Source organism: Micromonospora sp. SD12 (genome assembly GCF_052068495.1).
GTDB lineage: Bacteria > Actinomycetota > Actinomycetes > Mycobacteriales > Micromonosporaceae > Micromonospora > Micromonospora echinofusca.
This window is the reverse complement of sequence record NZ_JBQHDF010000001.1, coordinates 653,626-670,262: the sequence shown is the minus strand read 5'-3', so window position 1 is coordinate 670,262 and position 16,637 is coordinate 653,626. Positions and strand designations below refer to the sequence as shown.

18 protein-coding genes are annotated in these 16,637 nt (G+C 74.0%); 10 read left to right on the top strand and 8 right to left on the bottom strand.

Going from position 1 to position 16,637, the window contains the following annotated elements; translation table 11 throughout:
• Nucleotides 1-146: 146 nt before the first annotated feature.
• Together ACTMS2_RS03160 and ACTMS2_RS03155 are read right to left on the bottom strand one after the other, a co-directional pair.
• Entirely contained in the window at nucleotides 147-392 is a 246-nt protein-coding gene (locus ACTMS2_RS03160; protein ID WP_441173956.1) for a flavin reductase, read from the bottom strand.
• Nucleotides 389-712: a hypothetical protein gene (locus ACTMS2_RS03155; protein WP_441173955.1), complete on the bottom strand. Its 324-nt coding sequence runs from the start codon at nucleotides 710-712 to the stop codon at nucleotides 389-391. The genes ACTMS2_RS03160 and ACTMS2_RS03155 overlap by 4 nt, the downstream gene beginning before the upstream one ends.
• Before the next feature lie 206 nt (nucleotides 713-918).
• Here ACTMS2_RS03155 and ACTMS2_RS03150 point away from each other — a divergent pair, with 206 nt between their 5' ends.
• A complete protein-coding gene (locus ACTMS2_RS03150; RefSeq protein ID WP_441173954.1) occupies nucleotides 919-1,662 on the top strand; it encodes a Scr1 family TA system antitoxin-like transcriptional regulator in 744 nt (247 codons plus the stop codon).
• A complete protein-coding gene (locus tag ACTMS2_RS03145) occupies nucleotides 1,650-1,844 on the top strand; it encodes a DUF397 domain-containing protein (protein WP_441173953.1) in 195 nt (64 codons plus the stop codon). Before ACTMS2_RS03150 ends, ACTMS2_RS03145 begins: the two co-directional genes overlap by 13 nt.
• Before the next feature lie 70 nt (nucleotides 1,845-1,914).
• Here the strand turns inward: ACTMS2_RS03145 and ACTMS2_RS03140 are convergent, their stop codons facing one another.
• On the bottom strand, nucleotides 1,915-2,703 hold the full coding sequence (locus ACTMS2_RS03140) for a class I SAM-dependent methyltransferase (RefSeq protein ID WP_441173952.1): 789 nt from the start codon (nucleotides 2,701-2,703) through the stop codon (nucleotides 1,915-1,917).
• Nucleotides 2,704-2,867: 164 nt separating this feature from the next.
• Between ACTMS2_RS03140 and coaD the strand changes: the two genes are divergently transcribed.
• Nucleotides 2,868-3,290, top strand: coding sequence for a pantetheine-phosphate adenylyltransferase (gene coaD / locus ACTMS2_RS03135; protein ID WP_441173951.1), 423 nt, complete (start codon nucleotides 2,868-2,870; stop codon nucleotides 3,288-3,290).
• Nucleotides 3,291-3,334: 44 nt separating this feature from the next.
• Here coaD and ACTMS2_RS03130 read toward each other — a convergent pair whose 3' ends face one another.
• From ACTMS2_RS03130 to ACTMS2_RS03120, 3 genes are all read right to left on the bottom strand, one after another.
• Complete coding sequence (locus ACTMS2_RS03130) at nucleotides 3,335-4,279, bottom strand: acyltransferase domain-containing protein (protein WP_441173950.1); 945 nt, start codon at nucleotides 4,277-4,279, stop codon at nucleotides 3,335-3,337.
• Nucleotides 4,280-4,372: 93 nt separating this feature from the next.
• On the bottom strand, nucleotides 4,373-5,026 hold the full coding sequence (locus ACTMS2_RS03125) for a class I SAM-dependent DNA methyltransferase (protein ID WP_441173949.1): 654 nt from the start codon (nucleotides 5,024-5,026) through the stop codon (nucleotides 4,373-4,375).
• Nucleotides 5,027-5,061: 35 nt separating this feature from the next.
• Nucleotides 5,062-5,568, bottom strand: coding sequence for a VOC family protein (locus ACTMS2_RS03120; RefSeq protein ID WP_089002847.1), 507 nt, complete (start codon nucleotides 5,566-5,568; stop codon nucleotides 5,062-5,064).
• Between the two features lie 25 nt (nucleotides 5,569-5,593).
• Here ACTMS2_RS03120 and ACTMS2_RS03115 point away from each other — a divergent pair, with 25 nt between their 5' ends.
• Entirely contained in the window at nucleotides 5,594-6,436 is an 843-nt protein-coding gene (locus ACTMS2_RS03115) for a helix-turn-helix domain-containing protein (protein ID WP_441173948.1), read from the top strand.
• Nucleotides 6,437-6,608: 172 nt separating this feature from the next.
• On the top strand, nucleotides 6,609-7,781 hold the full coding sequence (locus ACTMS2_RS03110) for a serine hydrolase domain-containing protein (RefSeq protein ID WP_441173947.1): 1,173 nt from the start codon (nucleotides 6,609-6,611) through the stop codon (nucleotides 7,779-7,781).
• A 6-nt stretch (nucleotides 7,782-7,787) separates the two neighbouring features.
• On the opposite strand, the gene ACTMS2_RS03105 is transcribed toward ACTMS2_RS03110, so the two are convergent.
• On the bottom strand, nucleotides 7,788-8,828 hold the full coding sequence (locus ACTMS2_RS03105; RefSeq protein WP_441173946.1) for a DUF4192 domain-containing protein: 1,041 nt from the start codon (nucleotides 8,826-8,828) through the stop codon (nucleotides 7,788-7,790).
• A gap of 257 nt (nucleotides 8,829-9,085) precedes the next feature.
• Between ACTMS2_RS03105 and ACTMS2_RS03100 the strand changes: the two genes are divergently transcribed.
• From ACTMS2_RS03100 to ACTMS2_RS03080, 5 genes are all read left to right on the top strand, one after another.
• Nucleotides 9,086-10,000 carry a fructosamine kinase family protein gene (locus ACTMS2_RS03100; RefSeq protein ID WP_441173945.1) on the top strand — a complete coding sequence of 305 codons (915 nt, stop codon included), beginning with the start codon at nucleotides 9,086-9,088 and terminating at the stop codon, nucleotides 9,998-10,000.
• Nucleotides 9,997-11,010, top strand: coding sequence for a GTP 3',8-cyclase MoaA (moaA, locus tag ACTMS2_RS03095; RefSeq protein WP_441173944.1), 1,014 nt, complete (start codon nucleotides 9,997-9,999; stop codon nucleotides 11,008-11,010). Before ACTMS2_RS03100 ends, moaA begins: the two co-directional genes overlap by 4 nt.
• A gap of 122 nt (nucleotides 11,011-11,132) precedes the next feature.
• Complete coding sequence (locus ACTMS2_RS03090; RefSeq protein WP_089003790.1) at nucleotides 11,133-11,372, top strand: MoaD/ThiS family protein; 240 nt, start codon at nucleotides 11,133-11,135, stop codon at nucleotides 11,370-11,372.
• Nucleotides 11,373-11,385: 13 nt separating this feature from the next.
• A complete protein-coding gene (locus ACTMS2_RS03085) occupies nucleotides 11,386-12,657 on the top strand; it encodes a metallophosphoesterase (RefSeq protein WP_441173943.1) in 1,272 nt (423 codons plus the stop codon).
• A gap of 100 nt (nucleotides 12,658-12,757) precedes the next feature.
• The gene (locus ACTMS2_RS03080; RefSeq protein ID WP_441173942.1) at nucleotides 12,758-15,952 is read left to right on the top strand and encodes a UvrD-helicase domain-containing protein; all 3,195 of its coding nucleotides are present in this window, start codon (nucleotides 12,758-12,760) and stop codon (nucleotides 15,950-15,952) included.
• 46 nt (nucleotides 15,953-15,998) lie between these two features.
• On the opposite strand, the gene ACTMS2_RS03075 is transcribed toward ACTMS2_RS03080, so the two are convergent.
• Nucleotides 15,999-16,628, bottom strand: a complete 630-nt coding sequence (locus ACTMS2_RS03075; RefSeq protein WP_441173941.1) for a prepilin peptidase — start codon at nucleotides 16,626-16,628, stop codon at nucleotides 15,999-16,001.
• Nucleotides 16,629-16,637 lie beyond the last annotated feature (9 nt).

Below are 16,637 nucleotides of genomic sequence, written 5' to 3'. Positions count from 1 at the left end.
GCGTCGTACCCGCCGACTCGCCCCGTGGAACGAACGTCCCCTACATCTTTCGACGGAGAACGCCATGCCGTCGCTCCCGGTGGTGGCGCTCCCGGAGGCGGTCCTCCCGGTAGTGGCGTTCCCGGGGGCGGTGCCTTCGGCGGCGGTCAGCGCGGGCGGGCCCAGGCGGTGAAGCGGACGGTCAGGCCGGCCGGTGTCGTGGCGTGGTCCAGCGCGGCGAGTTCCTCGCCCGCCTCGGCCTGGAGGGTCGCCAGGTGGATCAGCAGGGCTGGCCGGTCCGTCCGGTACTCGGCGAGCAGGCGCAGCTTCGCCGCCGAACACGGCCAGGCGATACCGCAGGCCGCGCAGCGCCAGGTCGGCCGGGTGGGCAGGTGAGCGCGGCGGCGGGTCATGCCGGGACCCGCGGGCGGACCGGCCGGCGCCGGGCCGGCGCCGGGGAGGCCGGAGTCGCCGTACGCCAGCGGACCCCCTCGCATCGCACGTAGAGGGAGCGCCGGTCCACGGCGTCGCCGCGCGCACCCAACTGGTAGACGTCGATCCAGCACCAACCGTGGTACGTGTGCCAGTCGGTGAGGACGCGGATCACGCGCACGACGATCGGGCGGGCGAACTGCGGGCTCGCGGACCGGGTCAGATGCAGGACGTCACCCGACCTGATCTGCCGCGGCGCGGGCCTCGGGTCCGGCTTCGGCGGCGGCTGGCGCTCCGGCAAGGTCTTCCCCCTCAGCGGTCGGTGGAGGAGGGGGCCGCCACGGATGCTCGCCCGGCGGCGGCCCCCTCGTGGCACGACCGGCGGGCCTCGGGATGCCTCCACCGGCTCGCGCCGTCTGAGAAGCACCCTGCCCAGGGTTGCCGGTCGATCACACCGCGTAGCAGTCTGTACCCGGAGCATTCGGGACGTTCGTGTGAGGGGCGGGGATGAACCGGGCGGTTCAGGTAGCGATGGCGAAGGCCGGGCAGACTGCGGAGAGCCTGGCAGCTCAGGTTGGCGTCGACCCGAAGACGGCGGCACGCTGGGTGAGTCAGGGACGAATCCCGCAGACCCGTCACCGTGCCCGGGTCGCCGAGATTCTCAACAAGGACATGGAAGAGCTCTGGCCGGACGCACTGAAGCGAAGAGAGCCAGCGTGGTTCAGACCGTGGACCGAGATCGAGCGTGAGGCGTCAGGGCTGCGGTGGTTCGAGTCGGCCGTCCTCCCGGGCCTCCTACAGACCGAGGACTACGCCCGGGCCGTCCTCACCAGCGGGCCGCTGATGGCTGACGCGGAAGCTCATGTGGACGCCCGGCTACGCCGGCAGGCCGCCGTGCTCGACCGCCCGCGTCCTCCCCTCCTCGTCTTCGTGATCGACGAGGCTGCGCTCCGGCGGGGAGAGCCCGAGGTCATGCAACCGCAGCTTGATCACCTGATCGAGCTTGCCCGGCGTCCGAACGTCATGGTCCATGTGCTTCCCCTCCGCGCCGGGCTGCACCCCGGTCAGGCCGGACCGTTCATCATCGCCAGCACGCCGGACGGCGAGGTCGGCTACCTGGACGACCAAGCCGCCGGTCGCCTGACGAATGACGTTGCTCCGCTCTGGGCCGTCTGGGATACCGTGAGGTCGGTCGCGCTGCCGCGAGACCAGACCATCGACCTGTTGAGAGCGCGATCATGGATGACCTGACCAGCGCGCAGTGGCGCAAGAGCACCCGCAGCAGCTCGAACGGTGGCGCCTGCGTCGAGGTCGCCGACAATCTTCCCGGCGTCGTCGCCGTCCGCGACTCGAAGGACCCGGCCGGCCCGGCACTCGCCTTCGCCCCGGCGGCGTGGCGCGCGTTCGTCGCCGAGCTGGCCGAGCGGGCCTGACCAACCGGGGCGCGCTCCGCTGCCGGCGGGTTGTGGCAAGGGAAGGCTGTAGCTGAGGGAGGCGCGGCTCTCAATCGGGCGTACCGAACTGGAGCCAGACGCGGATCCGCTCGGTGACCTCGTCGCGTCCGCCGAGGGCGTCGCGGACCTCTGCGGCGAACGTGACTCGGCCCTGCGTGGAAGGCAGCCGGTCGGCCGACAACGCGGAGAAGACGCCGCCGACCATGTCATCGACGGTGAGCGGTGCGTCGTACTGCACCGACGTCTCCGCGTACCGGTAGCCGGCGCGAACGAGGGCGTCCTGGTTGCGTAGGCGGCCGGCCTCGTCGGTCTGGCAGGCGGCGGTGACGGGGTGCCCGAGCAGCCGTTCCAGGCATTCGCGCAGTGCCTCGGACCAATCGGCGTCCTGGAGCCACAGCGGCGCTCCGTTGGTGACCACGGCGATGCCGCCGCCGGGACGCAGCAGCGGCCGGGCGGCCCTGAACAGCGCGTCGCGGTCCATGAAGTGGATGGCGACAGCGGCGGTCAGCGCGCCGATCGTCCGTTCGCCGAGTAGCCGACCCAGCGCGGGCAGGTCGCTGTCCGTGCCGAGCAGCCACGTGGTGTTGACCGTCGCAGCGTCGAGGGCGGCCTGGCGGGCCAGGGCCAGCATGTCGGGCTCCGGGTCCACGCCGATGACGGCCCCGACCCGGACGGCGAGCGGGAGGCTCAACTGGCCGGTGCCGCAGCCGAGGTCGACCACCCTGTCCTCGGCGCTGAGGCCGAACGCTCCGACGAGGGCGTCGAGCACCTCGGGCCGGTAACCCCGCCGGTGCCTCGCGTAGTACGTCGCCACCTCACCGCTGAAGCTCGCCTTCATCTCGACAGCCTGCCCGCAGCGCAGATCGGGAAGCGAGCGATTCTGCTCAGGGCATGGCCAAAGGTGTCGCTGCTTGCGCCGGGCGCGGCGAGTCCCTGTGGGTGTGACGTACTGCCCACAGCGAGGGGCCAGCGGATCCGACAGCCGATACCTACAGTCGGGCCATGAGCACCGGCAGAGGCGTGCGGGCGGTCTATCCCGGCAGCTTCGATCCCTTCACTTCCGGGCATCTGGATGTGGTGGACCGGGCACGCCGCCTCTTCGACGAGGTGGTCGTGCTCGTCGCGGTCAACAGCCTCAAGAATCCGGGCACCGACGAAGAGGAGCGAGCGGCCGCTGTCCGGGCCGTTCTGCCGGCCGGGTGGACCTCCGTCAGCGTCGCGGCCTGGAGCGGGTTGACCTCCACCTACTGCCGTCACCACGAGGTAGGAGTGATCGTCCGCGGCGTGCGGAACACCACCGACCTTCAGAGCGAGTACCAGCTCGCCGCGATGAACGAGTCGCTCGGTGTCCCCACGGTGTTTTTGCCTGCGCAGCCCGAACTTGCCACGGTGTCTTCGACCGCGGTGCGCACCCTGAGGAAGTGACGTTCGTCCCCACGGTCGCAGGCGGCCGGAGTGACGCCGGGGTGCTAGATCGGGAAACGGCCGCGCCGGACCTGCCAGTGGCGGCCGGCCTTCAGGTGATCGACGATCGCGCGCTGGAGCACGGTGTGGCGCGGCAGCTCGTCGAGGGGCGTGGTCAGGGTGCGGAACACGAACCGCAGCACCTCGACGTCGGCGTCCAGCCCTTCCGGTTCCTCGTAGGGTGACAACTCGAACAGCCGCTGGAACCGGACGATGTTGGAGTCGTCGGGCAGGTACTCCAGCAGTTGCGGGTCGAGCAGCCACGAGCCGCAGGCGAACGCCGTGTAGTGCTCGTCGGGGAAGTGGCGCGGGAAGAACGCGCGGGCCTCGTCGAGCGAGGCCGCGACCGCCTCCGGAGTGAGCGGCCCCGCCTCGGGGATGTGCAGGTCGAGGGCGGTGCCGCCGCGCTGGTGTTGCAGCCGGCCCAACTCGTAGAGGCCGCCGCGGGCGTGCAGCGTCAGCCAGCTCTGCATGACCGGCCAGCCCTCGCGCTGCATCCGCCGGTCGATCGCGAGGTTGCGGCCCAGGTCCGCGAGGGTCGCCCACGAGACGGCGTCGGCGATGCCGTGGTCGCGGTGGTATCCCCTGACAGCGTCGAGCAGGGCCAGGTACGCGTACACGTAGAGATGCCGCCAGGCGGGGCCCCGCTCGCGCGGCAGCTCCGGACCGGGCGGCAGCCAACCGTGGCCCCCGAGATCGGCGCGGACCAGGGCGATCGACCGGTCGAGCAGCCAGCGAAGCTCCGGCGTCCAGAGTGGGGAGTCATCGTCGGGCCAGCCCGCCATGATCTCGGCGGCGTCGTCCGGCCGTACCGCGAGCCGGTCGAGGATCGCGGGCGCGTCGGCCCTGGCGGGCAGCGGAGCCGACGGCCGGTCACCGGCGAGCCGGTGTACGCGTTCGACGTCCTCGACGGGCACCCCGAGCCGGGCGGCGGTGTCGTCCAGGTCCACGCGGACGACCCTACCGGCCGGTCGGCGTCTCCCACGGCCCCGTACCGCTCGGGTCGGACCGGTCTGACAACGGCCATGGCTCGCGGGACAGGGCTAGGGATGCCGGCGTGCGAAGAGGATGCCGCCGAGCCTGCTCTCGGGCGAGGTCACGACCGTCTCGGCCTCCACTGTGAATCCAGCCGCCCGCAGCCAGGCCGCCAACCGTTCCGGCCGGCGGCGGTGGACGTGGACCTTCATGGGATGGCCGCCGTAGCCCTCGGTCTTCAACCGCGACCCGTCGCCGACGTGGAAGCCGAGCAGCAGCGGGCCCCCTGGGCGCAGTACCCGCCGGAATTGCGCGAGGACCCGGCCGATTTCCTCGTCCGGGACGTGGATGAGCGAGTACCAGGCGATCACGCCCGCGACCGAGGCCTCGGCGAGCGCGAGGTCGGTCATCGAGCCCACCTCGAACCGCAGGTGGGGATGGTCTCGCCGAGCTATCCCGATCATCCCCGGGGAAAGGTCGATGCCGAAGGCGTCGAGGCCATGCCGGTGCAGGAGGGCGGTGACGCGTCCGGACCCGCAGCCGATGTCGGCGACCGGGCCTCCGCCAGCGGCCAGCACCAGTTCGGCGAACAACGCCAGGGCCGCCCGTTCGTGGGGCGCGTCGACCAGGAGGTCGCGCACAAGTTCCGCGTAGCTGGCGGCAACGGTGTCGTAGGAGTCCCTGGTGTCCGCCAACCAGCCTTCGTTCCTCACGCCCGACACGTTAGGTCCTCCAGGCGACGCTCGCCTTTTCCGTGTCAGCTCGCCTGGTTCTGCTGCTCGGCCCATTCGGCGACCCGTCGCGCGCTCTCCTTCTCGGAGAGGTCCTCCACCCGGGTCATGACCGACCACCGTACGCCGAAGGGGTCCCTGATGCTGGCGAACCGGTCGCCGGACACGAAGGTGGACGGCGCCTCACGGACGACGGCGCCGGCAGCCTCGGCCCGGGCGACGACCGCGTCCACATCCGGGCAGTAGAGGCCCATCGAGTAGCAGTCCTGGTCCCCTTCGGGTGCCGCGACGAGCCCGTAGTCGGGCATCGGCTCCCCGAGTTGCAGCAGCCCGTGGCCGAAGTCGAGGACGGCGTGGGCCACGACCCCGCCCATCTCGGTCACGTCGACCACCCGGGCACCGAAGATGTCCCGATAGAAGTCGATGGCGCCGCGTGCGTCGGGGATCGCCAGGAAGGGGGTCAGGCTGGTGGCGCCGTGCGGCGTACCGTTCGTGGTGTGCTCACCGTCGGCGGCTCGGCTCGTTGCAGTCATGTGACCGATCGTAGGAACGGCGGGCGTGGGCCGGCTTGAAGATTCGCGACAGGCGGCCGGCCCGGGTGCGGCGAGCCCACCGGGTGTCCTCTACCCGGCGCGGCTGCCCACGTTCGACCGGCTCCCGCCGCCGGAGGCGGTGCGGCAGCTGGTGCGGTGGTTCTGGATCCCGGAGTGGCAGATCCAGCCGGGGCGATCCTCCCGGCAGCATCTGATCGCCTTCCCCGCCTGCAACCTCGTCGTCGAACCGGACGCGGTCGGCGTCTCCGGACCGACGACCGGCAGTTCGTACCGTGACCTCACCGGAACGGGCTGGGCCGTCGGCGCCCTGCTGCGGCCGGCGGCCGTACCCCATCTCGTCGCGGACCCGGCGGCCCTGCGGGACCGCTACGAGGCCGTGGACCTACCCGTCCTGCACGAGCGGGTGCACCGCGAGATGACCGGGCCGGGCGACCGGCAGACCCGGCACCGCCGGGCCGTCGACGCCTTCGCGGGGTGGCTCAGCGAGGTGGTCCCACCGCCGAACGACGAGGCGCTGCTGGCCAACGCGATGGCCGAGGCCATCGACACGGATCCGACTATCCGGACGGTCGAGGATGCCGCCGTACGCCTGCGCCTGTCCACCCGCTCGTTGCAGCGGCTCGCGGGACGGTACGTCGGGCTGCCGCCGTCGACGATGATCCGTCGGCGTCGGCTACAGGAGGCGGCCGAACGCCTGCGTACCGACCCGGACACGACCCTGGCCGCGGTCGCCGCCGACCTCGGCTACAGCGACCACGCCCACCTCGCCAACGAGTTCCGGTCGGTACTCGGCCTCTCCCTGAGCGCCTACCGACAGCGGGCCACGCGCGAGGAGGACGGGGTGTGACAGGACGTCGCCGGACCTGGTCTGCCGCGCGGCCATGCACGCCTGCCACGTTGGTGTCGCCGAGGTCGAGCCGCTGCCACGGATGACCGGGTTCTCCCCGGTCGTCCGATCCGGGTGCGCCAGGGGAATCTCCCCGATGCCCGGCCGGCACCGGGAGACAAGGCTCGATGTCATGAAAATCATGAATGGCCGGACCGCTCTCGTCGCGACGGCGCTCGCCACCGTGCTGACCGTCGTGGCCCCCGGCGCGGTCACCGCCGCACCCCCGGCCCGCTCCGCCGCCGACTGCCGCCCCGGCACCCTCGACCCCGGCCCGCTCCGGCAGGCGATCGCCGGATTACCCGACTCCGACGCCACCAGCGCCCAGGTCCGAATCATCACCCCGGACGGCTGCTGGACCGGTGCCACCGGCGTCCGGGACCTGCGCAGTCAGGCCCCCGTGCCGCCGCACGCACGCTTCCGGATCGGCAGCGCCACCAAGGTCTTCACCGCCGCACTGGTGCTGCAACTGGTCGCCGAGGGCCGCATCGACCTGGCCGACCCGGTGCAGCGTCACCTGCCCGGGCTGCTGCCCGCCGACTACCCGACCGTCACCGTCCGCCAACTGCTCGACCACACCAACGGCATCCCCAGCCCGACCATGCCGGACGGCATCGAGTGGCAGCTCGCCCACCGGTACGACCGCTGGACCCCGGAGCAAGTCGTGCGACTCGGCCTGCGCAACCCCAGGCAGTTCGAACCCGGGACGAAGCAGCACTACACCAACATGGGCTACATCGTCGCCGGCCTGCTGGTGGAGAAGGTCACCGGCCACGCGTACGCGCGGGAGCTGGACCGGCGGATCGCCCGCCCGCTCCGCCTGCGAGACACGTACGCCCCTGGCGACGACCCGCGCATCCTCGGTCCGCACGCACACGGATACCAGGCCGTCGTGCGCGACGGAGGCACCGAACTGGTGGACGCCACGACCTGGAGCCAGACCTTCACCCCGGCCTCCGGCAACGTCATCTCCAGCCTCGCCGACCTGGACACGTTCGTCGCCGCGCTCTTCGCCGGCCGGGTCGTGCCGCCGGCCCAGCTGGCCGAGATGTTCACCCTGCCCGCTGTCCCCGACGTCTCCGGTGGTCCGGCCCGCTACAGCGCCGGGCTCACCGCGTTCCCGCTGCCCGGAGGCGAAGTCCTGTGGATCAAAACGGGCTCCCGGTTCGGCTACCTGACCGGCGTGGCGTCCACCCGCGACGGCCGGTTCCGGACGCAGTACTCGATCACCGGGACCGACGCCAAGGGTGAGGAGCTCAGCCGTACAGCTCAGGCCGTCATCGGCGCCGCACTCGGGATGCTCTGACGGGAGTCAGCGGGGGCCGCGTCGGCTGCGCCGGCGGCGTAGCACTCCGGGCGTTCCCACCGCCGGCCAACCGTCCAGCTCCGCCGGCGGCACGCCCCGGCGAAGCAGGTCGTCGAGGAGCAGCGCCATCGAGTGGCCGGGATGCTCGGCCAGGGCCCGTTCCAGAGCCACGGCCGCCAGCGCACCCTGCCCCGCCCGCCAGGCCGCGAACGCCAGCAGCGCGGCCGGCACGGCGATCAGCTCCGGCTCGGCCCGGCGCAGCACGTCGGTCCAGAGGGCGATGTCCTCGTCCCGCCCGTCGGTGCGCTCCCAGGCGTGGTCGCGTACCGGCACGTGGGTCAGCAGCACGCTCAGCCAGGCGACCTCGTCGTCGCTGAGGCGCTGCCCCCGCCGCTGCCGGCGCAGCGCGGAGCGTACGGCCGCCGTCCCCGCCGCGCGGACCGCACGCCCGCCGCGCGGGTCGGTCGCGGGCTCCCGGTCGAGCAGGGCCGCGAGGCGTCGCTCGGCGCGGGCGGTGGCCCGGCGTACGGCCGAACGGGCTTGACCGGTCACCGGGGCGACCTGCGCGACCAGGGCGGCCCGGTCGGGCAGCGCGACCTGGCCGGCGAAGACGGCCGCCGCGCTGACCTCGCTCGCGCCGACGTCGTAGGGGGTGCCGTCGGGCGGGCAGCACGCCGGCTCGGTGCAGAGGTACGACCAGTAGCGGCCCTCGGTGACGCGCAGGGCGTCGAGCACGGGGAGCCCGGCGGTGGTGAGCGCGGCGCGCACGGCGTCGACCGCCGGGGTGACCAGCGGCGCCGGACCGTAGCCGAGGACCGTGGCGGTCTCGGCGTGCTGCCGGGCGACGACGCCGGCCAGGTGGCCGGCAGGGTCCCGCGGGTCGGCGAGGTCGGGCAGGTCCGCGCGGGCGGCGAAGGTGATCCGGCGGCCCCGCATCGCCACCACGACGACGCTGTCGGTCGGGTGGAAGCCGAGCAGGAAGGGCACGGCGGCGATGAGGTCGGCGGGGGAACGGACGGCGAGCCGGGGGCGGTCGGTCGGGGTCATGGCTGGCAGCCTGCGGCGGGGGCGGGGCGGCCGCCGGCCCCTGTGGACGACACGCGGGTTGTCCACAGACACGGAGAGTATCTATGCAGCTCAAGCCCAATTCTCGTCCCCCAGGCGCCACCCGCAACGGGCACGCCCCGCACCGAGCCCCGGCGATCATGGAGCGAACGAGCCCCCTGAGGGGCCGAAATCGTCCAAGATTCACGACAGCCCGTTTCCGGCGGGACGGGACGCCGTCGGCGCGTTACCTTGCGCAGATGGATCTGGCGTACCTGCGGGCGCACCCGGAGCACCTGCCGACCTTCCTGACCCACCAGCGGATCCGGGAGACGCCGGTCGCCGGCGGCGACATCTGCGCCGCGTCCCGGCTCACGCTGGACGACGGGCACTCGGTCTTCGCCAAGACCTGGCCGGAGACCGCCGGAGGACCGGTGCCCGAGGGCTTCTTCGCCGCCGAGGCGGCCGGCCTGCGGTGGCTGCGCGAGGCCGGGACGGTCGCCGTACCGGAGGTGGTCGTGGCGCTGCCGGGGCTGCTCGCGCTGGAGTGGATCGAGCCCGGCGAGCCGACGCCCGAGGCGGCCGAGCGGTTCGGTCGCGAGCTAGCGGCCCTGCACCGGGCCGGCGCGCCGGCGTTCGGGGCCGACTGGGCCGGCTTCGTCGGGTCCCTCCCGCAGGACAACAGGCCGGACGACGGCCCCTGGTCGCGCTGGTTCGCCCGGTGCCGGCTGCTGCCCCACCTGCGCCGCGCGGTGGCCGGCGGCGGGCTCAGCGACGTCGAGGCCACGCTGGTCGAGCAGGTCGTCGAGCGGATCGGCGAGTTCGGCGGGGACGAGCCGCCGGCCCGGATCCACGGCGACCTCTGGCCGGGCAACGCGCTCTGGGGCGCGGACGACAGGGTCTGGCTGGTCGACCCGGCGGCGCACGGCGGGCACCGGGAGACCGACCTGGCTCAGCTGGCTCTCTTCGGCGGCGCCCCGCACCTCGACCGGATCCTCGCCGCGTACGCGCAGGAGTGGCCGCTGGCCGACGGGTGGCGGGAGCGGGTGCCGCTGCACCAGCTCCACCTGCTGCTGGTGCACGCCGCCCTGTTCGGCGGGGCGTACCGCGATGCGGTCGCCCGTACCGCCCGGTCGGCGCTTGCCGGGCTCGGGCGCGCTACCGTCGACGGGTGACCGCCGCCCCGCCGAACTCCGGCGTCCTCGCCGACCGGTACGGCCGCGTCGCCCGGGACCTGCGCGTCTCCCTGACCGACAAGTGCAACCTGCGCTGCACCTACTGCATGCCGGCCGAGGGGCTGGCCTGGCTGCCCGGCCCGCAACTGCTCGGCGACGACGAGATCGCCCGGCTGGTCGGGGTCGCGGTGCGCCTGCTCGGCGTGACCGAGGTGCGGTTCACCGGCGGGGAGCCGCTGATCCGGCCCGGCCTGGTCGGCATCGTGGCCGCCGTGGCGGCGCTGGAGCCGCGCCCCCGGATCTCGCTGACGACCAACGGCATCGGGCTGGACCGGCTCGCCCCCGCGCTGCGCGCCGCCGGGCTGGACCGGGTGAACGTCTCGCTGGACACCCTCGATCCGGAGCGGTTCGCCCGGCTGACCCGGCGCCCCCGCCTGGCGGACGTGCTCGCCGGGCTGGCCGGGGCCGCCGCCGCCGGGCTCACCCCCGTGAAGATCAACTCTGTGCTCATGCGCGGCGTCAACGACGACGAGGCACCCGGGCTGCTCCGCTTCGCCCTCGCCCACGGCTACGAGCTGCGGTTCATCGAGCAGATGCCGCTGGACGCCCAGCACGGCTGGAACCGCGACACCATGATCACCGCCGACGAGATCCTGGCCTCCCTGCGCGGGGAGTTCGACCTGACCCCCGACCCGGCGGAGCGCGGCGCGGCGCCTGCCGAGACCTGGCTGATCGGCGGCGGCCCCGCCCGGGTCGGCGTGATCGCCAGCGTCACCCGGCCGTTCTGCGGCGACTGCGACCGCACCCGGCTCACCGCCGACGGGCAGGTCCGCGCCTGCCTCTTCGCCACCGAGGAGTCCGACCTGCGCGGCGCCCTGCGGGCCGGAGCGGACGACGACGAACTGGCCCGGCGCTGGCGTACCGCGATGTGGGGAAAACGGGCCGGGCACGGCATCGACGACCCGGCCTTCCTCCAGCCCGCCCGGCCGATGTCCGCGATCGGAGGCTGACCGTGGCGGGACCGACGCACGCGGGCCGTACCGGGACAGCGGCTCCCGCCCCTCCGGCGCACACCGGCCCGGCCGAGCCCGAACCGACCCCGACCGCACCGGCGGCCGGCGCCGGGGCGCCGCTGACCGTCCGCTACTTCGCCGGGGCGCGGGCCGCCGCCGGCCGGTCCGAGGAGACCGCATCCGGCGGCCGGTCCCTGGACGAACTCCTCGTCGAGTTGACCGAACGGCACGGCGAACGGCTCGCCGCCGTGCTGAAGGTGGCGAGTTTCCTCGTCGACGGCGTGACCTGTCATGATCGGCGGGCACCGCTACCGGCCGGGGCCACGATCGACGTCCTGCCGCCCTTCGCGGGCGGCTGAGGGAGGCGCACACATGCTGGCGGCACTGGCGTTCGTCGCCACCATAGGGCTGGTCACCGGCCTGATCCACCTCTACCTGTGGAAGCGCCTGGTGCGGGACACCACCATCCCGGGGCGCTGGCGGCGGATCGGCGGGATCACCGCCCTGGTGCTCGCGCTGCTCGTACCGGCGACCATGGTCGGCACCCAGGCGGGCCTCTACTGGCTCGCGTGGCCGGGCTACCTCTGGCTCGCCGTCATGTTCTACCTGCTCGTCCTGCTCGTGGCGCTGGAAGTGCCGATGGCGGCGACGAAGCTCGTGCTGCGTCGCCGGGTCGCCGCCGCGGAGCCCACCGCCGCCGCGCCCGAGCCCGCCATGGTCTCCGCCGCGCCCGAAACCCCCGCGGTGGGCGCGGCGGTTCCGGCCGACCCGCCGGCCGCCGGCGCCGTCGGGCAGCCCGACCACGACCCGGCCCGCCGGCTGCTGCTCGCCCGTGGGGCGGCGATCTTCGCCGGGCTCACCGCCACCGGCCTCACCGGGTACGGCATCCGCACCGCCCTCGGCCCGCCACAGCTCGACCGGGTGCAGATCCCGCTGGCCAAGCTCCCCCGCAGCATGGACGGCCTGCGGATCGCCACCGTGTCCGACATCCACCTCGGCCCGCTGCGCGGGCGGGCGCACACCGAGCGGATCGTCGCCGCGATCAACCGCCTGGACGCCGACATCGTCGCCGTCGTCGGCGACCTGGTCGACGGCTCGGTCGCGGAGCTGGGCGAGGCCGCCGAGCCGCTGCGCAGGCTGCGGTCCCGGCACGGCAGCTACTTCGTCACCGGCAACCACGAATACTACTCGGGCGTCGAGGAGTGGGTCCAGGAGCTGGACCGCCTCGGCCTGCGGGTCATGCAGAACGAGCGGACGGAGATCCAGGCCCGGGGCGGCGTACTCGACCTGGCCGGGGTGAACGACGTCACGGCCGCCGGTACGGGCCTGGCCGCCCCGGCGGACTACGCGGCGACGCTCGGCGACCGCGACCCGAACCGCCCTGTGGTGCTGCTCGCCCACCAGCCGGTGGCGGCGGTCGAGGCGGCGAAGTTCGGCGTCGACCTCCAGCTCTCCGGGCACACCCACGGCGGCCAGATGGTCCCGTTCAACCTGCTGGTGAAGCTCCAGCAGCCGGTGGTCTCCGGCCTGGGCGAGGTCGACGGCACCAAGGTCTACGTCACCAACGGCGCCGGCTTCTGGGGCCCGCCGGTGCGCGTCGGCGCCGAACCCCAGATCACCCTGGTGGAGCTGCGCTCCCGCTGACCCATAGCGCGGGCGGCCGGCGTTGTCCAGCACCGGATGCTCAGGTCACGGGTGTGCGTGGCGACGGGTGGGTAATGGCGCGGTCGTGACAGGATGCGGCGTGCCTCCGTTCAGTCCCGCACCCCCCGGCGGCCCTTCGCCGTTCGTCGCGGATCTGCACATCCACTCGAAGTACTCGCGCGCGTGCAGCCGCGACCTGACCCTGCCCAACCTCGGCTGGTGGGCGCGGCGCAAGGGCATCGGGGTGCTCGGCACCGGCGACTTCACCCACCCCGCCTGGTACGACCACCTGCGCGAGACGCTGCACCCGGCCGAGCCCGGCCTGCACCGGCTCAGCCCGGAGACGGAGCGGGACGTCGCCCGCCGGCTGCCGCCCCGGCTGGCCAGCGAGGCGGAGGCGGACCCGGTCCGGTTCATGCTCAGCGTGGAGATCTCCACGATCTACAAGCGGGACGACCGCACCCGCAAGGTGCACCACCTGATCTACCTGCCCGATCTGGACGCGGTGGCCCGGTTCAACGCCGCGCTCGGGCGGATCGGCAACCTCGGCTCGGACGGCCGGCCGATCCTCGGCCTGGACTCCCGGGACCTGCTGGAGATCACGCTGGAGGCCAGCGCGGACGGCTACCTGGTGCCGGCGCACATCTGGACCCCGTGGTTCTCCGCGCTGGGCTCCAAGTCGGGCTTCGACGCGATCGCCGACTGCTACGCCGACCTCGCCGAGCACATCTTCGCGGTGGAGACCGGCCTCTCCTCCGACCCCGGGATGAACTGGCGCGTCGGCAGCCTGGACGGCTACCAACTGGTGTCCAACTCGGACGCGCACTCGCCGCCGGCGCTGGCCCGGGAGGCCACCGTCTTCGCCACCGCCCGCGACTACTTCGCGATCCGCGACGCGCTGCGTACGGGCGACGGGCTGGCCGGGACCATCGAGTTCTTCCCCGAGGAGGGCAAGTACCACGCGGACGGGCACCGGCTCTGCGGGGTCAACTGGTCGCCCGAGCAGACCCGGGCCGCCGGCGGCCGCTGCCCGGAGTGCGGCAAGCCGCTGACCGTCGGCGTGCTCAGCCGGATCGAGGAGCTGGCCGACCGCCCGTCGGGGCACCGCCCCGCACACGCCCGCGACGTCACCCACCTGGTGCCGCTGGCCGAGATCCTCGGCGAACTCAACAAGGTGGGCGCCCGGTCCAAGCGGGTCGAGGGGAAGCTCCACGAGCTGATCGCCGCGCTCGGCCCCGAGCTGGAGATCCTCACCACCACGCCGCTCGACGAGATCGGCCGGGTCGGCGGGGAACTGCTCGCCGAGGGCATCGGCCGGCTGCGCCGGGGCGACGTGCGCCGCGTCCCCGGCTACGACGGCGAGTACGGCGTCATCACCCTCTTCGACCCGGCCGAGCTGGGCGGCGACGCCGGTACGGCGCAGGAGACCCTCTTCGACGTACCCGTGCCGGCGCAGCGCACCCCCGCGGAGCCGGCGCCGAAGCCCCGGGCCAAGCGCCCGACGGCGGCCAGGGCCGAGCCCAAGCGCAAGGCCGCACCGCCCGCGCCGCCGCCCCCGATCGCGCCGACGCCGTCGCCGCACGAGCCGTTCGAGCCGATGCTCGCCGGGATGGAGGAGGTCGGCACCGGCCTGCTGGACCGCCTGGACGCCATGCAGCGCGTGGCCGCCTCCGCGCCGGGCGGTCCGCTGCTCATCGTGGCCGGGCCGGGCACCGGCAAGACCCGGACGTTGACCCACCGGATCGCCTACCTCTGCGCGGAGCTGAACGTCTTCCCCGAGCAGTGCCTGGCGATCACGTTCACCCGGCGGGCCGCCGAGGAGCTGCGGCACCGCCTCGACGGCCTGCTCGGCCCGGTCGCCGAGGACGTCACCGTCGGCACCTTCCACTCGCTGGGCCTGACGATCCTGCGGGAGAACGCCGACGCCGTCGGCCTGCCGGCGGACTTCCGGATCGCCGACGACGCCCAGCGGGCGGAGGCCCGTGCCGAGGCCGGCGACGACGACACCGGCTACGCGGCGCTGCTGCGCAAGCAGGACCTGGTGGACCTGGACGAGCTGCTGACCCTGCCGGTCGCGCTGCTACGGGCCGACCGCAAGCTGGTGCAGCGGTACCGGGAGCGCTGGCGGTGGATCTTCGTCGACGAGTACCAGGACGTCGACGAGGTGCAGTACGAGCTGCTACGCCTGCTCAGCCCCGCCGACGGCAACCTCTGCGCGATCGGCGACCCGGACCAGGCGATCTACTCCTTCCGGGGCGCCGACGTCGGCTACTTCCTGCGCTTCTCGCAGGATTTCACCGACGCCCGGCTGGTCCGGCTGAACCGCAACTACCGCTCGTCGGCCCCGATCCTGGCCGCCGCCGTGCAGGCCATCGCGCCGTCGTCGCTGGTGCGGGGCCGCCGCCTCGACCCGGCCCGGCTCGACCCGGAGGCCCCACTGGTGGGTCGCTACCCGGCGGCGTCCGTCGCCGACGAGGCAGACTTCGTCGTACGCACCATCGACGAGCTGGTCGGCGGGCTCTCCCACCGGTCCCTGGACTCGGGGCGCATCGACGGCCGGTCCACCTCGCTCTCGTTCTCCGACATCGCGGTGCTCTACCGCACCGACGCTCAGGCCGCACCGATCGTGGACGCGCTCGCCCGGGCGAACATCCCCGTGCAGAAGCGCTCGCACGACCGGCTGCGGGACCGGCCCGGGGTGTCCGCCATCGCCCGCGAGCTGCGCCACGCCGACGGGCTCGACGGCTCGCTGGCCGCCCGGGTCCGGCTGGCCGGGCAGGTGCTGGCGGAGCGCTTCGCGGTGCCCACGCTGGACGGTGCCGGCGCGGTACGGCCGGAGGACGTCCGCTCGGCCGTCGACCTGCTCACCCCGCTGGCCCGCCGCTGCGGCGACGACCTGCCGCTGTTCCTCTCCCAGCTCGCCACCGGCGCGGAGGTGGACGCACTCGACCCCCGCGCCGAGGCGGTCACCCTGCTCACCCTGCACGCCGCCAAGGGGCTGGAGTTCCCGGTGGTCTTCCTGGTCGGCGCCGAGGACGGGCTGCTCCCGCTGCGCTGGCCCGGCAGCACGCCCGACGACGACGCGATCGCCGAGGAGCGGCGGCTCTTCTTCGTCGGGCTGACCCGCGCCCAGGACCGGCTGTACGTCACCCACGCCGGCCGTCGCAGCCGGCACGGAACGGAACGCGAGTGCGTCCCGTCGCCGTTCCTCGACGCCATCGATCCGGGCCTGTTCGAGCGCTTCGGCGAGGCCGAGCCCCGCCGCCCCCGCGACCGCCAGCTCCGCCTGATCTGAGCCACCCGGTCGGGCCGTAGGCCTCGGTCCGGCCGCGGGCGAACGCTCAGGCGGTCAGGGCGGCCAGCCAGGCGCCGGTGAGCAGGGCCGGGCCCAGCGGGAGCGGGGTGTCGCGGCGCACCCTGCCGGCGGACAGCAGGGCGAGCACCACCGCGCCGTGCAGCAGGTGCGGCAGGAGCAGCCCGAGCGCCACGGACGAGCCGCCGAGCCAGCCGAGCGGCAGGCCCAGGACGGCGGCGAGCTTCACGTCGCCGAAGCCCAGCCGGGAACCGGGCAGCAACGCCAGCACCACGTGGCAGGCGAAGCAGAGCGCGGCCCCGGCCGCCGCCCCGAGCAGCCGCCCGGGGCTGCCGGAGATCAGCGCCGCGCCGGCCAGGCCGACGGCGGCGACCAGCGCGGCGGCGCCGACCAGCGGGTCGGGCAGCCGCAGGCAGGCCAGGTCGACCAGGGCGAGCACCAGCCCGACGGCCGCCAGCACGAGGAGGACGGGCAGGACGGGGTCGGCCCCCAGCGCCGCCGCGAGCCCGGCGAACACGACCGCCCCCGCGGCCGCACCCGGCGCGGCCCGGACGACACCGGCGGTGGGCGGGGCGGTGAAGTGGCGGGCGGCCCCGGGAGCGGCGAGGCCGGCCAGGGCGCCGAGCAGCGTCACGCACGCCAGCAGCCCCGTCGACACGGGGCGGAC